The organism is Serratia sp. 22264 (genome assembly GCF_052045345.1).
In the GTDB taxonomy this organism is placed as follows: domain Bacteria; phylum Pseudomonadota; class Gammaproteobacteria; order Enterobacterales; family Enterobacteriaceae; genus Serratia; species Serratia plymuthica.
Genome location: NZ_JBQEOY010000004.1, coordinates 56,406 through 72,178 on the forward strand (window position 1 = coordinate 56,406; position 15,773 = coordinate 72,178).

12 protein-coding genes and 6 tRNA genes are annotated in these 15,773 nt (G+C 57.5%); 9 read left to right on the top strand and 9 right to left on the bottom strand.

Annotated elements, in window-relative coordinates:
• Positions 1–18: 18 nt before the first annotated feature.
• From ACTJJ1_RS16040 to fepD, 3 genes are read right to left on the bottom strand one after another with little or no spacing between them, the layout of a single operon-like run.
• Positions 19–819, bottom strand: a complete 801-nt coding sequence (locus ACTJJ1_RS16040; protein ID WP_325986856.1) for an ATP-binding cassette domain-containing protein — start codon at positions 817–819, stop codon at positions 19–21.
• Positions 816–1,841, bottom strand: a complete 1,026-nt coding sequence (fepG, locus tag ACTJJ1_RS16045; RefSeq protein ID WP_440834454.1) for an iron-enterobactin ABC transporter permease — start codon at positions 1,839–1,841, stop codon at positions 816–818. The genes ACTJJ1_RS16040 and fepG overlap by 4 nt, the downstream gene beginning before the upstream one ends.
• Positions 1,841–2,914 (bottom strand): Fe(3+)-siderophore ABC transporter permease, encoded by a 1,074-nt coding sequence (gene fepD, locus ACTJJ1_RS16050; RefSeq protein ID WP_440834456.1) that lies wholly within the window; start codon positions 2,912–2,914, stop codon positions 1,841–1,843. The genes fepG and fepD overlap by 1 nt, the downstream gene beginning before the upstream one ends.
• 134 nt (positions 2,915–3,048) lie before the next feature.
• On the opposite strand from fepD, the gene entS reads away from it, so the two are divergent.
• Complete coding sequence (gene entS / locus ACTJJ1_RS16055; protein ID WP_004947625.1) at positions 3,049–4,317, top strand: enterobactin transporter EntS; 1,269 nt, start codon at positions 3,049–3,051, stop codon at positions 4,315–4,317.
• Here the strand turns inward: entS and fepB are convergent.
• The gene (gene fepB / locus ACTJJ1_RS16060) at positions 4,304–5,263 is read right to left on the bottom strand and encodes a Fe2+-enterobactin ABC transporter substrate-binding protein (RefSeq protein WP_004947623.1); all 960 of its coding nucleotides are present in this window, start codon (positions 5,261–5,263) and stop codon (positions 4,304–4,306) included. The two genes, entS and fepB, sit on opposite strands and share 14 nt — an antisense overlap.
• 199 nt (positions 5,264–5,462) lie before the next feature.
• Between fepB and ACTJJ1_RS16065 the strand changes: the two genes are divergently transcribed.
• The 4 genes from ACTJJ1_RS16065 to dhbA are packed head-to-tail and all read left to right on the top strand — an operon-like array spanning position 5,463 to position 9,921.
• Positions 5,463–6,671, top strand: a complete 1,209-nt coding sequence (locus tag ACTJJ1_RS16065) for an isochorismate synthase (RefSeq protein ID WP_004947620.1) — start codon at positions 5,463–5,465, stop codon at positions 6,669–6,671.
• Between the two features lie 8 nt (positions 6,672–6,679).
• A complete protein-coding gene (locus tag ACTJJ1_RS16070) occupies positions 6,680–8,305 on the top strand; it encodes a (2,3-dihydroxybenzoyl)adenylate synthase (protein ID WP_122289590.1) in 1,626 nt (541 codons plus the stop codon).
• Between the two features lie 3 nt (positions 8,306–8,308).
• Positions 8,309–9,163 (top strand): isochorismatase, encoded by an 855-nt coding sequence (locus tag ACTJJ1_RS16075; protein ID WP_004947612.1) that lies wholly within the window; start codon positions 8,309–8,311, stop codon positions 9,161–9,163.
• Positions 9,163–9,921 (top strand): 2,3-dihydro-2,3-dihydroxybenzoate dehydrogenase, encoded by a 759-nt coding sequence (dhbA, locus tag ACTJJ1_RS16080; RefSeq protein ID WP_004947610.1) that lies wholly within the window; start codon positions 9,163–9,165, stop codon positions 9,919–9,921. The genes ACTJJ1_RS16075 and dhbA overlap by 1 nt, the downstream gene beginning before the upstream one ends.
• Before the next feature lie 345 nt (positions 9,922–10,266).
• On the opposite strand, the gene ACTJJ1_RS16085 is transcribed toward dhbA, so the two are convergent.
• From ACTJJ1_RS16085 to ACTJJ1_RS16100, 4 genes are all read right to left on the bottom strand, one after another.
• Positions 10,267–10,342: transfer RNA gene (locus ACTJJ1_RS16085), tRNA-Lys, on the bottom strand.
• A 7-nt stretch (positions 10,343–10,349) separates the two neighbouring features.
• Positions 10,350–10,425: transfer RNA gene (locus tag ACTJJ1_RS16090), tRNA-Val, on the bottom strand.
• Between the two features lie 39 nt (positions 10,426–10,464).
• Positions 10,465–10,540, bottom strand: a tRNA-Val gene (locus ACTJJ1_RS16095).
• Positions 10,541–10,580: 40 nt separating this feature from the next.
• A tRNA-Val gene (locus ACTJJ1_RS16100) sits at positions 10,581–10,656 on the bottom strand.
• Between the two features lie 292 nt (positions 10,657–10,948).
• On the opposite strand from ACTJJ1_RS16100, the gene gltX reads away from it, so the two are divergent.
• The 3 genes from gltX to ACTJJ1_RS16115 all read left to right on the top strand — a co-directional run bounded on the left by gltX (position 10,949) and on the right by ACTJJ1_RS16115 (position 12,837).
• Entirely contained in the window at positions 10,949–12,364 is a 1,416-nt protein-coding gene (gene gltX, locus ACTJJ1_RS16105; RefSeq protein ID WP_004947608.1) for a glutamate--tRNA ligase, read from the top strand.
• A 261-nt stretch (positions 12,365–12,625) separates the two neighbouring features.
• A tRNA-Ala gene (locus tag ACTJJ1_RS16110) sits at positions 12,626–12,701 on the top strand.
• Positions 12,702–12,761: 60 nt separating this feature from the next.
• Positions 12,762–12,837: transfer RNA gene (locus tag ACTJJ1_RS16115), tRNA-Ala, on the top strand.
• Between the two features lie 124 nt (positions 12,838–12,961).
• On the opposite strand, the gene ACTJJ1_RS16120 is transcribed toward ACTJJ1_RS16115, so the two are convergent.
• Positions 12,962–14,149: a NupC/NupG family nucleoside CNT transporter gene (locus ACTJJ1_RS16120; protein WP_004947602.1), complete on the bottom strand. Its 1,188-nt coding sequence runs from the start codon at positions 14,147–14,149 to the stop codon at positions 12,962–12,964.
• Between the two features lie 378 nt (positions 14,150–14,527).
• On the opposite strand from ACTJJ1_RS16120, the gene ACTJJ1_RS16125 reads away from it, so the two are divergent.
• On the top strand, positions 14,528–15,760 hold the full coding sequence (locus ACTJJ1_RS16125) for an Nramp family divalent metal transporter (protein WP_440834461.1): 1,233 nt from the start codon (positions 14,528–14,530) through the stop codon (positions 15,758–15,760).
• Positions 15,761–15,773 lie beyond the last annotated feature (13 nt).

Sequence of the window (15,773 nt, forward strand, 5' to 3'; positions counted from 1 at the left end):
GTTCAAATCTGCTGGAAATCATTTCCCCAACGGCACCACCAGCGGCGTGTGCGAGACCGGATCGTCAATGATCATGCAACGCAGGCCGTACACTTCTTCGATCAACTCCGGCGTCACGATATCCTTAGGTGCACCTTCGGCCACGACTTTGCCGTTGCGCATGGCGATCAGATGGGTGGCGTAACGGCAGGCGTGGTTGAGATCGTGCAGCACTACCACCAGCGTGTGGCCGTTTTCACGGTTTAACTGACGCATCAACTCCAGCAGGTCGATCTGATGGCTAATGTCCAGCCAGGTGGTCGGTTCATCCAGCAGCAGCAGCGGCGTTTGCTGCGCCAGCACCATCGCAATCCAGACCCGCTGACGCTGCCCGCCGGAAAGCGTATCCACCGGCTGTTCGGCCAGTTCAAACACGCCGGTGGAACGCATTGCCTGCTCCACCGCTTGCTGGTCTTCTTCGCGCCAACGGCTGAACAGATGCTGATGCGGGTAGCGGCCACGGGCCACCAGATCAAAGACGGTGATGTCGCCGGGAGCGGTCGAACTTTGCGGCAGCAGGCCTAACTGGCGCGCCACCTCTTTGGTGGCGTATTCGCCGATGTGCTTGCCGTTCAGCCAGACCCTTCCGGCTTGCGGTTGCATCAGGCGGCTGAGGGTGCGCAGCAGGGTAGATTTACCGCAGGCGTTCGGCCCGATAATCACCGTCAGCTCGCCCTGGGGGATAGAGACGCAAAGATCGCTCGCTACGATTTTTTTGTCATAGCTTAGCGTCAGATGTTCAGCGCGCAGCGGCGCGGGCAGCAGGGGTTCAGCATTCATTTTTTTCGTGACTCACGGATTAACAGCCAAATCAGATAAATGCCGCCGAGGCTGACGGTCAGCACGCCTACCGGCAATTGATAAGGCATAAACAGGCGCTGGGCGGCGACATCGGCGATCAGCAGCAGCAGCGCGCCGGTCAGGGCGGTCAGCAACAGGACGCTGCGGTTGGTGCACAGGCGGCGGGCAATCTGCGGCGCCACCAGTGCAATAAAGGAGATCGGCCCGGCCACGGCGGTGGCGGCAGCGGTCAGCGTTACGCCGATCAGCAGCAGCAGCACGCGCGAACGTTCCACCGGCACGCCGAGGGCGCAGGCGGTGTCGTCACCCATTTCCAGCAGCCGCATGCGGCGTGACAGCGTCAGCAACAGCAGGCAGCACAGCGCGATCACCGCCAGCACCGGCAGGCTTTTCGCCCAACTTATGCCGTTAAGTGACCCTGCGCTCCACAGCCCGGCGGTCATGGCGGATTCCAGCGAGGCGCTGATGATAAGCCAGGTATTGCCGGCCACCAGCAGAGCGCGCACGGCGATGCCGACGATAATCAAACGGAAAGCCTCGACACCGTTGCGCCATGCCAGCAGATAAACCAGCGCGGCGGTCAGCAGGCCACCGGCCAGCGCCCCGGAGGTGATGCCGATAACGCCGCCGTTAAACAGCACTATGGCTACCAATACGCCGCTGTAGGCGCCGGTATTGAAGCCAATCACGTCCGGGCTGCCGAGCGGGTTGCGCAGCAGAGACTGGAAAATGGCGCCGCTGATCCCGAGTGCGGCGCCCAACAGCAACGCCATAGTGACGCGTGGCAGACGCCACTGGGTGACTATCACCGTCAGGTTTGCCGGGCCTTTGCCGAGGAGAGCGTCGATCACCTGCGTGGCGCTAAGCGAAAGGGAACCGGAACCCAGGGCGTAAATTGCCAGTACCCCGCAGGCAAGCGCCAGCATCGACGCGGTCAGCGCCGGCCGCGACAGGGCACGTAATTTTTGATCGGTCATCAGACGGGCTGCCAGCATCGACATTAGCGTTGCCTCCTGAACATATGACGTTGGCGCACCAGCACGATCAGCAGCGGTGCGCCAATCAGGGCGGTCACGATGGAAACGCGCAGCTCGCCGGCCACCAGAAAGCGGCCAATCAGATCGGCGCTCAGCAGCAGGATGGGGGTCAGGACCAGCGTCCACGGCAGCATCCAGTGCAGCTCGGAGCCGGCCAGCCGCCGGGCAATGTGCGGCATCATCAGGCCGACGAAGGCAATCGGGCCGACGGCGGCGGTGGCGCCGCCGCACAGCAGGGTGATCGCCAGCAGGCCCAGCAATTGGGTACGGACGATGCCGGTGCCCAGCGCAGTGGCCAATTCGTTGCCCATGCTCAGGCTGTTAAGCGATTTGCTCATCCACAGTGTGATTAGCGTGCCCAGCAGGATCGGCAGGGTGACGGTGCGCACCACCTGCATATTTTGAATATCCAGCGAGCCGGCCTGCCAAAACCGCAGCTGATCGAACACCAGCGGATTGAGCAGAGAAATCCCTGAGGTCATTCCCTCCAGCACCGCCGCCATCGCGACCCCGGCCAGCGTCAGGCGGACCGGGTTCAAGCTGCTGCCGCCCAGCGCGCCGATCAACGCGACCAGCAGTGCAGCGAACATCGCCCCGGCAAAGGCGAACCACAGGTATTGGCTAACCTCGGCGGCACCAAAGAAGGTGATGCCCAGTACCACGGCAAATCCCGCCCCGGCGTTCACGCCGAGAATGCCCGGATCGGCCAGGGGGTTGCGGGTGAGGGTTTGCATCAATACACCGGACAAGCCCAGCGCAATGCCGGCCAATACGCCCACCAGCGTGCGCGGCAACCTGGCTTCGGTAATGATGGTGCAGTCCGCTCCATGGCATTGACCGTTCAGCGCCTGGATAACCGTATCAAAAGGGATGGGTTTAGCGCCGAGCGACAGGCTGAGCAGCATAACGGCCAACAGCGCGCAAACGGCAAGCAGCAAACCAAACAGTTTGCGATGAAATGAGTGGGGAGAGCCGCTAATAAGACGATCCCTGGGGGCCGGAATGGACGGTGCGCCATTGCGTGTAATCCGTAACATAACAATCCGTTATTTAATTGAATATGAATGATATTTATTATCATTATTGATTGCTTTCATCTATGTTACCATGACTCCCTTCGCTATTGCAGCACAGACGCTGCCCCTTTTCCTACGTTGTGGTGAGAAAGCTGATGAGTAAGCCCTCTATTTTGCTGGATTTTGGCCTGCTTAAGACCAATGGCGCGTTTCGTGCCGTATTTTGCGCGCGTTTTATTTCCATTTTAGCGCTGGGATTGATGGCCATTGCGATCCCGGTTCAGATACAGGCGTTGACCGGTTCGACCCTGTTGGTCGGGCTGTCCGTGACGCTGGCGGGCAGCGGTATGTTTGCCGGTTTGCTGATGGGGGGCGTATTGGCCGATCGCTACGAGCGCCGCCGTTTGATTCTGTTTGCTCGCTCCACCTGCGGCATTGGCTTTATCGGGCTGTGCCTGAACGCTGCCTTGCCGGCCCCTTCGTTAACGGCGATTTATTTGTTGGCCGTATGGGACGGTTTCTTCGGCGCGGTCGGGGTGACGGCGCTGCTGGCCGCCACGCCGGCGTTGGTGGGGCGTGAAAACATCGTTCAGGCCGGTGCCATCAGTATGCTGACGGTGCGTTTTGGCTCGATCCTATCGCCGGCGATCGGGGGCCTGGTGATCGCTCACTCCGGCGTGATGTGGAACTACGGCCTGGCGGCGTTGGGCACTTTGCTGACGTTGATCCCCTTGCTGCGTCTGCCGCAGTTAGCACCGCCACCACAACCGCGCGAACACCCGCTGCGCGCATTGGCCGGCGGTTTCGGCTTCCTGTTCCGCAACCGGGTAATAGGTATGGTGGCGTTGATCGGCGCGCTGCTGACCATGGCTAGTGCGGTGCGGGTGCTATATCCGGCGATGTCCGGCATGTGGCACGTCAGCGCAGCGCAATTGGGCTTTATGTATTCCGCAGTCCCGCTCGGCGCGGCGATTGGCGCGTTCACCAGCGGCCGGGTCGCTCACGTAGCGCGGCCGGGCTGGATGATGTTGACGACGGCGATAGGTGCGTTCGTCGCCATCGGTCTGTTCGGTCTGATGCCGTGGTACGGTTTGGCGCTGTTTTTCCTGGTGATTTTTGGTTACCTGAGCGCGGTGAACTCGTTGCTGCAATACGGGCTGATTCAGAACCTGACGCCGGACGCCTTCCTGGGGCGCATCAATGGTCTGTGGACGGCGCAAAACGTCGTGGGCGATGCGCTGGGGGCGTTACTGCTGGGGGCAATGGGGGCGTTTATGCTGCCGGCGATGACGTCGACCAGTTTTGGTTTTGGGGTGGCGGTGCTGGGTGTGGTACTGGCTTTCGCCATGCGCGGTTTGCGCCAGGTGGGCAGCGGCGGGCAGGAAGAAAGGCTCCAGCCCGCCAGCGAGACTACCGAGAAATAAACTGTTTTTCCAACAGCGTCAGCAAGTTGCCGGCGCTGTAATAATCCAGCCGGAAGGTATCGTTGCCCAGCGCGTAAACCCGTTTGTGCTGCACCGCCGGCAGGTGAGCGAGTAAAGGATTGGCCAGCAGGCGTTGCGCGTCGGCGTCGCCGTTGGCGAACAGCATCAGCGTCTGGCCGTTCAGGCCTTCTGCCAGGTTCTCGCCGCTCAACTGAATAATGTCCTTGCGCACGCCCATGCTGCGGCTGTTGTTCAATTTGGCGGGCGGTACCGCCAGAGTGAAGCCGAGCTGTTTAAGCATCTGCCCCTGAGAGGAATCGGCGGTCCACAGATTGGCGGTTTTGCCGTCCGAACCGAACACCAGCGCGGAGACCGGCTGTTCAGGCAGCGTCATGCGCTGTTTCAGCGCTTTTTCACGCGCATCAAAATCGCCAATGACCTTATGCGCCTGGGCTTCATGCCCGGTGGCCTGGCCCAGTTCTGCGGCCAGTTCTTGCCAGCTTTTGTCGTCGTAATTGACCACCAGCACCGGGGCGATGGCAGAGAGCTGATCGTACAGGCGCAGGGCGGAATCGGCGCCGGTGGCCGAGATGATAATCAGATCCGGGGCAACACCGGCGATGGCTTCCGCATTGGGTTCGCCGATGTACAGGCGTTTGACGCCGCGCTGCGCGGCGATGTCACTCCATTGACGGAAGAATCCCTGTTTGTCCGCCAGACGGCTGCCGGGCGTGGTTGCCCCACTGGCGATGACCGGTGCGTCGATGGCCAGCAGGGTGCCGGTGACGGTAACACTGGTAGAAACGATACGGGCAGGGGGCTGATTGAGGGTGATCACGCCGCGTGAGGTTTCAATGTTACGCGGCCAGCCGGCATCGGCGGCGTGAGCGGCGCTGATTGCCGCTAGCCCGAACAGCGCCAGGCCGAAGATCAGGTTCTTCTTCATAAAGAAAGTCCTTAGGTTTTAAATAGTAATACTTATCATTTATATAATTTATGCTGCTGATTTTCTACCACGATGAAGAGGAGAAGAGCTGTTTACAATTATTGACATGGCAAATTTCCAAGGGTACTTTAACGCGGTCAAACTTAAATGATAATCATTATTATGTTTGTTATCATTCACGAAGAGAAATGGAGTACCGATGAGCGTGACTGTAAAGGGTGCCGGCCAAAAGAAACCGCAAAGCAAGGAGAGCGAACTGAATACTGCAGGCGTTTCGCCCACCGCGGGCTTCTTCTTTACCTCTCCTTTCCGTAGCCTGAGTACGCAAGGCTGCTTCGCCAAAATCACGTTGCCCGCTGCGGGCGGGGACCAGGTGAATGGGGAGTTCCAGCGAGAAGTGCGGCACGCTTTCGCCGAAGCGAAACTGGCCGGCGTGAAGAACCCGGTACTCTGTGGCGCCATTCCTTTTGATACTCATCAACCTTCCGCGTTGTTTATTCCCCAGCAAACTCAGTGGTTTGAACGCGATGCCTTTTTGGCCGGCGCAACGCAGCCGCAGGACTCCTTGCCGGAAATTACCCGGCAAACCGAAGTGCCTGCCCAGCAGCCTTTCATGCAGATGGTTGCCGATGCGGTGCAGGCTACCCGTGGCGACCGGTTGGATAAAGTGGTGCTGTCGCGCCTGCTGGAGATTGAAACCCGCGAACCTGTCGATCGCCAGGCGTTGATGGCGCGCATCATTGCCCAGAACCCTAACGGTTTCCACTTCCACGTGCCGCTGGAGCAGGGGGCGCTGGTGGGCGCCAGCCCGGAATTGCTGTTGCGCAAATCCGGCGCGCAGTTCCATTCCAATCCGCTGGCCGGCTCTGCCCGCCGCGATGCCGATCCGCAGCGGGACCGTGAAATCAGCCAACAACTATTGGTGTCGGACAAAGACCTTTATGAGCACAAGTTCGTCACCGAAGGCATGCGTCAGGTATTGGCCGACCGCTGCCGCCACTTGAACATCCCGTCATCCCCTGAATTATTGAGCACCACCACGCTGTGGCATCTGTCTACGCCTATCGATGGCGAAGCCGCCAGCCGGGCGGAAAATGCGCTTTCGCTGGCCTGCCTGTTGCACCCGACTCCGGCTTTGTGCGGCACGCCAACCCAGCTTGCGCATCAGGTGATCAAACAGCTTGAACCCTTTGATCGCGGCCTGTTCGGCGGCATTGTCGGCTGGTGCGATGCCGAAGGCAACGGCGAATGGGTCGTGACCATTCGTTGCGGCACCGTGCAGGGCAATCAGGTGCGGCTGTTTGCCGGTGCCGGCATCGTGCAAGACTCTTCGCCGGAATCCGAATGGCGTGAAACCGGCACCAAACTCAGTACCATTTCGCGGGCGTTTGGCCTGAACCAAGGATAGGCATACCCATGAGCATTGATTTTACTCCCTGGCCTGAGGCGTTGGCCCGTCGTTATCGTGAACGCGGTTATTGGACCGACCGGCCATTGACCGACATTATTGCCCGCCAGGCCAAAAATGACGCCGTGGCGCTGATCGACCCGCAGCGCAGCCTGAGCTATCGCCGGCTCAATCAACTTTCTGACCGGCTGGCCGCCGCGCTGCAACGTCGGGGCTTGCACAGTGGCGATACCGCTCTGGTGCAGTTGGGCAACGTGGTCGAGTTCTATGTGGCCTTCTTTGCGCTGCTGAAAATTGGCGTGGTGCCGGTGAACGCGCTGTTCAGCCATCAACGCAACGAACTCAAGGCTTATGCCGCACAAATCAAACCTGCGCTGCTGATTGCCGATCGCCAGCATGGCCTGTTCGGCAACGACGAATTCCTCACGGCGTTTCGCGCCGAAAATCCTTCATTGCGCGTAGTGGCGCTGCGCAGCCAGGAGGAAGGCGATCAGTCGCTGGCCGCCTGGCTCGAAGAGGATGCCGAAGATTTTATCGCGACACCGACCCCGGCTGACCAGGTGGCGTTCTTCCAGCTTTCCGGTGGCAGCACCGGCACGCCAAAGCTGATCCCGCGCACCCACAATGATTACTACTACAGCATCCGTCGCAGCGTGGAAATTTGCCATTTCGATGCGCATACCCGCTACCTGTGCGCGCTGCCGGTGGCGCATAACTACCCGATGAGTTCTCCGGGCGTGCTCGGCGTGTTTTATGGCGCCGGGCTGGTGGTGTTCGCCAGCGATCCGGATGCCGGGCAATGCTTCCGTTTGATCGAGCAGCACCAGATTAACGTGACGGCGCTGGTACCGCCGGCGGTGACGCTGTGGCTACAGGCGATTGAAGAGTGGGGCGGTCAACCATTGGCCAGCCTTAAGCTGTTGCAGGTGGGGGGCGCCAAGCTGAGTGAAACCTTGGCCGCGCGTATTCCGGCGGAAATCGGCTGCCAGTTGCAGCAGGTCTTCGGCATGGCGGAAGGTCTGGTGAATTACACCCGGTTGGACGATGACGACCGGCATATTCTCACCACTCAGGGCTGCCCGATGTCGCCGGACGACGAACTGTGGGTGGCCGATGACGAGGGCAACCCGCTGCCGGTGGGGCAAACCGGGCGCCTGATGACCCGGGGCCCTTACACCTTCCGCGGTTATTACCAAAGCCCCGAACATAACGCCGCCGCCTTTGATAAAGACGGTTTTTACTGTTCCGGGGATCTGATCAGCCTGACTGAAGACGGCTATGTGAAGGTGGAAGGGCGTCAGAAAGATCAGATCAACCGCGGTGGGGAGAAGATCGCCGCCGAGGAGATCGAAAACCTGCTGTTGCGCCACCCGGAGGTGATCAATGCGGCGCTGGTTTCCATGCCGGATGAGCTGATGGGCGAGAAGAGCTGCGCCTTTATTATCGCCGCCAGCGCGTTGAAGCCGGTGGTGCTGCGCCGCCATTTGCGTGCAGAGGGCGTGGCCGAATTTAAATTACCTGACCGCTTTATACAGGTCGATACGCTGCCGCTCACCCCGGTAGGAAAAGTGGATAAAAAACGGTTGCGTCAACGCCTGGAGACGCAATCACTGACTCAGGCCCAGGGAGAATAAGTCATGGCCATACCTAAACTTAATGATTACGCGCTGCCGACGCAGGCTGAACTGCCGACCAACAAAGTGAGCTGGACGGTAGAACCGCAGCGGGCTGCGTTACTGATCCACGATATGCAGCAGTATTTCCTGAATTTCTGGGGTGAAGACAGCCCGCTGATTAAACAGGTGGTAGAGAACATTGCCAATCTGCGCCGCTACTGCAAATCACAGGGTATTCCGGTGTTTTACACCGCGCAGCCCAATCAGCAAAGCGACGAAGACCGTGCATTGCTGAACGATATGTGGGGGCCAGGGCTGAATAAACACCCGGAGCAGCAGGCGGTGGTTCAGGCTCTGGCACCGGAAGATGACGATACGGTTCTGGTGAAGTGGCGTTACAGCGCCTTCCACCGTTCGCCGTTGCAGGAAATCCTGCAGGAGTCGGGGCGCGATCAGCTGATCATTTGCGGCGTGTATGCCCATATCGGCTGCATGACTACCGCCATCGATGCCTTTATGCGCAATATCCAGCCGTTTATGGTGGCTGACGGTCTGGCGGATTTCTCCCGTGACGAACACCTGATGGCGCTGCGTTACACCGCAGGCCGCTGTGGCCGCGTGGTGACTACCGCCGAGCTGCTGCCGGGCATCGCCAGCAAAGCTGCGCTGCGCCTGCAAATTATGCCGTTCCTCGATGAAGACAGCGAAGACATGGGCGACGATGAGAACCTGATCGACTACGGTCTGGACTCGGTGCGTATCATGGAGTTGGCCGCGCGCTGGCGTAAAATCCGCAGCGATATTGATTTTATCGCGTTGGCCAAAAACCCGACCATTGACAACTGGTGGGCTATGTTGTCGCAGGAGAAGTCTTGATGGGCAAAGAGGGCGATTTTGCCGGTAAGCGGGTTTGGGTGACCGGCGCGGGTGCAGGTATTGGCCTGGAGACGGCGTTGGCGTTTGTTAGGGCCGGTGCCGAAGTAATTGGCTTCGACCTGCGTTTCGACGAACCGGAATACCCGTTCCGCACTGAAGTGCTGGATGTCGCCGATAGCGATGCGGTAGACAGCTTGTGCGGGCGTTTGCTGGCAGCACAGCCAGCGCTGGACGTGCTGGTGAACGGTGCGGGCATTTTGCGGATGGGGTTGGCAGATGAGACCAGCACCGCAGATTGGCTGGCCTGTATGGCGGTCAATGCCGGCGGGGCGTTCAATATGTTCCGTCATGCCTTGCCGGTGTTCCGTCGCCAGCGGTGCGGTGCGATTGTCAGCGTAGCCTCTAACGCGGCGCATGTGCCGCGCGTCGGCATGGCGGCCTATTGCGCTTCCAAGGCGGCGTTGCGCAGCCTGTGCCAAACCGTAGGGTTGGAAATGGCGCCTTATGGCGTGCGTTGCAATCTGGTTTCGCCCGGTTCGACCAATACGCCGATGCAGCGCGGTATGTGGCAGGACGAAAGCGGTGAACAGAACACCATCAAGGGGTTCCCGGAGCAGTTCAAGCTGGGTATTCCGCTGGGCAAAATCGCCCAACCGCAGGAAATTGCCGATGCCATTTTGTTCCTGGCCTCCGATCGCGCCAGCCATATCACCCTGCAGGATATCGTGATTGACGGCGGAGCGACGCTGGCGGCGTGATATACCCGTCATACTTCAAGTTGCGTGTGTGTTGACGGCAACTTGAATTAGGGGATAGGGTGACTTGTTATTTATGACTATAGAGCGCTGCTTGCAGCGCCGAGTTTGATGACAAAGTTGTCTTTGAATCCGAGATACCCGGGCCTAGCGCACCGAGGGGCGCTCCGGCGGGCAAGCCGCTACAACCCCTTCGGTACGCTCTCCCTAATAACGGGCTTTGTCGGCAGTCTGAGCGCTGCTTGCAGCGCCTTTTTTATGGGCGATAAAGGGGGCAGGTAATAGAGCTTGTGGTGATTTCCAGGCTACAGATGCGAAAAAAGCGCCGTAAGGCGCTTTTTTCTGTATTGGTGGGTCGTGCGGGATTCGAACCTGCGACCAATTGATTAAAAGTCAACTGCTCTACCAACTGAGCTAACGACCCGCAGAAGTGGTGGGTGATGACGGGCTCGAACCGCCGACCCCCTCCGTGTAAAGGAGATGCTCTACCAACTGAGCTAATCACCCACTTCAGAACTTCCGGGTACTGCCAAACAAGAGAATGAGTGGTGGGTGATGACGGGCTCGAACCGCCGACCCCCTCCGTGTAAAGGAGATGCTCTACCAACTGAGCTAATCACCCTCATTCTTCTCATTTCTTACTGCTTTACTGCTCAACAAGATGGTGGGCGATGACGGGCTCGAACCGCCGACCCCCTCCGTGTAAAGGAGATGCTCTACCAACTGAGCTAATCGCCCCGTCTTGTTGGAGTCGCATTATAGGGATAGTTGAAAGTGAGTCAACGGTTTTTAAAATGATTTCAATCGTTCGCCGCAAATTTAAACAGGATGCGATATTTATCACCACCAATGATGATTCTTTGCACATTGTTATGCGAAATGCGCCGCAGCGATAACGAAAACCGGTGCGGCAATCTCGTGTCGGCGTTGAGGAATTAGCGGGGGGTGGTACAATGTTGCCCACTTTTTTCAATTCCGAGCAATCGTCGGCAACCGCCGACCCGCGTTGCGTAATAAGGCAGTGAAACCAATGAAAATCAAAACCCGTTTTGCACCGAGCCCAACCGGCTATCTTCACGTCGGTGGCGCCCGTACTGCGCTTTACTCCTGGCTGTTCAGCCGCCATTCGGGCGGTGAGTTCGTTCTGCGTATCGAAGATACCGATCTGGAACGTTCCTCGCAGGACGCTATCGACGCAATTATGGATGGCATGAACTGGTTAAACCTGGATTGGAACGAAGGTCCGTATTTCCAGACCAAGCGTTTTGACCGTTATAACGCGGTGATTGACGACATGCTGGTGCAGGATACCGCCTATAAATGCTACTGCTCGAAGGAACGTCTGGAAGCGCTGCGTGAAACGCAGATGGAAAACGGTGAAAAACCGCGTTACGACGGCCACTGCCGCGACAGCCAAGACAGCCACACCGATGACGAGCCGTGCGTGGTGCGTTTCCGTAACCCGCAGGAAGGTTCGGTTATCTTCGATGACAAAATCCGCGGCCCAATCGAATTCAGCAACCAGGAGTTGGACGATCTGATCATTCGCCGTACCGACGGTTCGCCAACCTATAACTTCTGCGTCGTGGTGGACGATTGGGATATGGAAATCAGCCACGTGATCCGCGGCGAAGACCACATCAACAACACCCCGCGCCAGATCAATATCCTGAAAGCATTGGGTGCGCCGGTGCCGGAATATGCGCACGTATCCATGATCCTGGGCGACGACGGCAAAAAACTGTCAAAACGTCATGGCGCAGTGGGCGTGATGCAGTACCGCGATGACGGCTACCTGCCGCAGGCGTTGCTGAACTATTTGGTGCGTCTGGGTTGGTCCCACGGCGACCAGGAAATCTTCTCTATTGATGAGATGAAAGAGTTCTTCACCCTGGAAGCGATCAACAAATCCGCCAGCGCTTTCAATACCGAGAAGTTGCAGTGGCTGAATCACCATTACATTAACCATATGCCGGCGGAAGAAGTTGCGGTGTATCTGGCGTGGCACGTTGAGCAGCTTGGCATTGAGACTCGCAACGGCCCTGAGCTGAAAGATATCGTCAAACTGCTGGGCGAGCGCTGCAAGACGCTGAAGGAAATGGCCGAGTCCTGCCGCTACTTCTATGAAGACTTCAGCGAATTCGACGCTGACGCCGCCAAGAAGCATCTGCGCCCGGTGGCACGCCAGCCGCTGGAAGCGGTACGCGCCAAACTGGCTGCTGTCAGTGCCTGGACGCCGGAGAACGTGCATGACGCCATTCAGGGTACCGCTGATGAGCTGGGCGTAGGTATGGGCAAGGTGGGCATGCCGCTGCGCGTAGCGGTCACCGGCGCCGGTCAGTCACCGGGTATGGACGTGACCGTGCATGCTATCGGCCAGGCGCGTTCTTTGCAGCGTATCGACCTGGCGCTGGCCTACATCGCCGGGCGTGAAGCTCAGGCCTGATAGATTGGCCGCGTGCTGCCAGGCTGTCAGCACACGGCCGGTAGCAAGATGACGCGATAACAGATAAAGCCTTGTGGAGCGATCCTCAGGGCTTTTTTTATGCCTGGCTGATTTTTATCCGTAATGGCTATTTTTTAGCGCTAAACGCGCTGATTTGGCGGCTTTTTCAGCGCTTGATCGAGTAATTCAATTTAGCCGTTGACAGTGTTTCGGGGGTTTCATATTATGCGCCCCGTTCACAGGATTTTGTGTTTGTGGATTGGGGCTATAGCTCAGCTGGGAGAGCGCTTGCATGGCATGCAAGAGGTCGACGGTTCGATCCCGTCTAGCTCCACCAACCTTTATCTCAGAAAGGTTGGGGAATACCGTAACGCCGGTTAAAGCGTACCACTTTTGTGGGGCTATAGCTCAGCTGGGAGAGCGCTTGCATGGCATGCAAGAGGTCGACGGTTCGATCCCGTCTAGCTCCACCACCATTTAAAAAGCCGACCTCAGGGTCGGCTTTTTGCTTTCTGTCTTTTCTGTTTTCTAAGCTTTCTAAACTGTGGGCAATAAAAAAGGCCGCCGAAGCGACCTTTTCGTTGTTGCCGTTTCGGCTTAGCCCAGAACCAGGCCCGCGATGGACGCAGACAGGAGGCTGACCAGCGTAGAACCGTAAACCAGCTTCAGACCAAAGCGGGAAACTACGTTGCCCTGATTCTCATTCAGCCCTTTAATCGCACCGGCCACAATGCCGATGGAAGAGAAGTTGGCGAAAGAAACCAGGAACACCGACAGAATGCCCAGGCTGCGTGGCGACAGTTCGGCAGAGACTTTCTGCAGTTCCATCATGGCCACGAACTCATTGGAGACCAGCTTGGTCGCCATGATGCTGCCCACCTGCAAGGCTTCGTGCTTAGGAATACCCATAATCCAGGCGAACGGATAGAAGAAGTAGCCCAGGATTTCCTGGAAGCTCAGACCGAAGATGGCGCTGAACAGACCGTTGAGCGCAGCGATCAGGGCGATAAAGCCGATCAGCATAGCAGCAACGATAATGGCTACTTTGAAACCTGCCAGAATGTATTCACCCAGCATTTCGAAGAAGCTCTGGCCTTCGTGCAGATTGCCCAGATGCAGTTCTTCTTCTTTACTGGTGTCATACGGGTTGACCAATGACAGCACGATAAAGGTGCTGAACATGTTCAGTACCAGCGCCGCAACCACAAACTTGGCGTCCAGCATGGTCATGTAAGCACCCACGATGGACATGGAAACCGTAGACATCGCGGTTGCCGCCATGGTGTACATGCGTTTTTCCGACATCTTGCCCAAGATATCTTTATAGGCAATGAAGTTTTCAGACTGGCCCAGGATCAGCGAGCTGACGGCGTTAAACGACTCCAGCTTGCCCATTCCGTTTACTTTTGACAGCACGGTACCAATAATCCGGATGATAAACGGCAACACTTTGATGTATTGCAGAATACCGATCAGCGCAGAGATGAAGACGATTGGGCACAGTACCTTCAGGAAGAAGAAGGCCAAACCTTTATCACCCATACCGCCGAATACAAAATCAGTCCCTTGCCCCGCAAACCCGAGCAGCTTGTCGAACAGCGCCGCGAATCCTTTTACAAAGCCTAAACCCGCTTCCGAATGCAGGAAAAAATAGGCCAGCAGTACTTCAATAACCAACAGTTGAATAACGTAGCGAATGCGGATGCTTTTACGATCGCGGCACACTAACAGTGCCAGGATCGCAACCACCACCAACGCTAACGCAAAGTGCGCAATATGGGACATGTTTGCTCCAAACTTGAGGCAGGCTGAATTTCGGATGTCATTTTATGTAACGCCACGTTTAAAAACGAGAGGTCCATTGCAAATATGGAAATTCGTAATGGGAAATGTCTTAAATTATTATCTTAAAGCATAAAAAATCAATGGGTTAGTGAATCCATATGAAATTCCTATTCTTGTGCTAATTTGATTATCAGGCGTATTTCGTTTGGAATATGCCTCGTTGGAGGGCCGAAAAGTGTCATCTGCACGTTACACCCTTCGTTAAAACCTGAGTTATCCCCGATTACAGAGATAAGTTTTACCGTTACAAATGCGCTTGATAATTATTATCATTTGCATGAGATAACCCTTAGTTTATCAGACGTAAGGGTTCAGGGTATGCCAAACAGTCGCGTGGTTGAGAACACCCGTTGCCCGTCCAGAAAAATCAAACTGTCGCTGATGGGGCCCGCATTTATCGCGGCCATCGGTTATATCGATCCCGGCAATTTCGCCACCAATATCCAGTCCGGCGCCTCTTTGGGTTACAGCCTGCTGTGGGTCGTGGTCTGGGCCAACGTCATGGCCATGCTTATCCAGCTGCTGTCCGCCAAACTCGGTATCGCTACCGGCAAAAACCTGGCGGAACACATCCGCGATCGCTTTCCACGCCCGGCCGTATGGGCTTATTGGGTGCAGGCGGAAATCATTGCGATGGCTACCGACCTGGCGGAGTTTATCGGCGCGGCGATAGGTTTCAAACTGCTGTTGGGCGTTACGCTGCTTGAGGGGGCCATCCTGACGGGTATCGCCACCTTCCTGATCCTGATGCTGCAAAAACGCGGGCAAAAACCGCTGGAGAGGGCGATCGGCGGGCTGCTGCTGTTTGTTGCCGCTGCCTATATGGTGGAGCTGGCGTTTTCCCAGCCGCAGCTTGGCCCGCTGTTAAAAGGCATGGCGATCCCGGATCTGCCGAATGGCGATGCGGTATATCTGGCCGCCGGCGTGCTGGGCGCGACCATCATGCCGCACGTGATTTATTTGCATTCATCCTTAACCCAGGCTGCCGGCGAGAATTCAAAGGCGGATCGGTATGCGTCCACCAAGGTCGATGTCGCCATTGCCATGACCATCGCCGGTTTTGTTAACCTGGCAATGATGGCAACCGCCGCCGCCACCTTCCACTTCAATGGGCACAGCGGCGTGGCCGATCTTGATTTGGCCTATCTGACACTGCAGCCGGTGCTGGGCCAGGCGGCGGCGACGCTCTTCGGGTTGAGCCTGGTGGCCGCCGGTCTGTCTTCCACCGTCGTGGGGACGCTGGCGGGGCAGGTGGTGATGCAGGGATTTGTACGCTTTTACATTCCGCTGTGGGTGCGCCGGGTGGTCACTATGCTGCCGTCGTTTATCGTCATTATGCTGGGAATGGATGCCACGCGTATTCTGGTGTTGAGTCAGGTGCTGCTGAGCTTCGGCATTGCGTTGGCGCTGGTGCCGCTGCTCGCCTTTACCGGTAACCGGGAACTGATGGGGGAAATGGTGAACAGCCGGAGCATACAGACGCTGGGCAAGCTGATTGTGTTGGTGGTGGTCGGCCTGAACGGTTATCTGCTGGTCAGCAGCGTGCTGTGATCGAAAAGGCCAG

Excerpts from the sequence above, each read along its gene's own strand:
- ACTJJ1_RS16040 (WP_325986856.1), bottom strand. The coding sequence starts at position 819 with ATGAATGCTGAACCCCTGCTGCCCGCGCCGCTGCGCGCTGAACATCTG.
- fepG (WP_440834454.1), bottom strand. The coding sequence starts at position 1,841 with ATGTCGATGCTGGCAGCCCGTCTGATGACCGATCAAAAATTACGTGCC.
- fepD (WP_440834456.1), bottom strand. The coding sequence starts at position 2,914 with ATGTTACGGATTACACGCAATGGCGCACCGTCCATTCCGGCCCCCAGG.
- entS (WP_004947625.1), top strand. The coding sequence starts at position 3,049 with ATGAGTAAGCCCTCTATTTTGCTGGATTTTGGCCTGCTTAAGACCAAT.
- fepB (WP_004947623.1), bottom strand. The coding sequence starts at position 5,263 with ATGAAGAAGAACCTGATCTTCGGCCTGGCGCTGTTCGGGCTAGCGGCA.
- ACTJJ1_RS16065 (WP_004947620.1), top strand. The coding sequence starts at position 5,463 with ATGAGCGTGACTGTAAAGGGTGCCGGCCAAAAGAAACCGCAAAGCAAG.
- ACTJJ1_RS16070 (WP_122289590.1), top strand. The coding sequence starts at position 6,680 with ATGAGCATTGATTTTACTCCCTGGCCTGAGGCGTTGGCCCGTCGTTAT.
- ACTJJ1_RS16075 (WP_004947612.1), top strand. The coding sequence starts at position 8,309 with ATGGCCATACCTAAACTTAATGATTACGCGCTGCCGACGCAGGCTGAA.
- dhbA (WP_004947610.1), top strand. The coding sequence starts at position 9,163 with ATGGGCAAAGAGGGCGATTTTGCCGGTAAGCGGGTTTGGGTGACCGGC.
- gltX (WP_004947608.1), top strand. The coding sequence starts at position 10,949 with ATGAAAATCAAAACCCGTTTTGCACCGAGCCCAACCGGCTATCTTCAC.
- ACTJJ1_RS16120 (WP_004947602.1), bottom strand. The coding sequence starts at position 14,149 with ATGTCCCATATTGCGCACTTTGCGTTAGCGTTGGTGGTGGTTGCGATC.
- ACTJJ1_RS16125 (WP_440834461.1), top strand. The coding sequence starts at position 14,528 with ATGCCAAACAGTCGCGTGGTTGAGAACACCCGTTGCCCGTCCAGAAAA.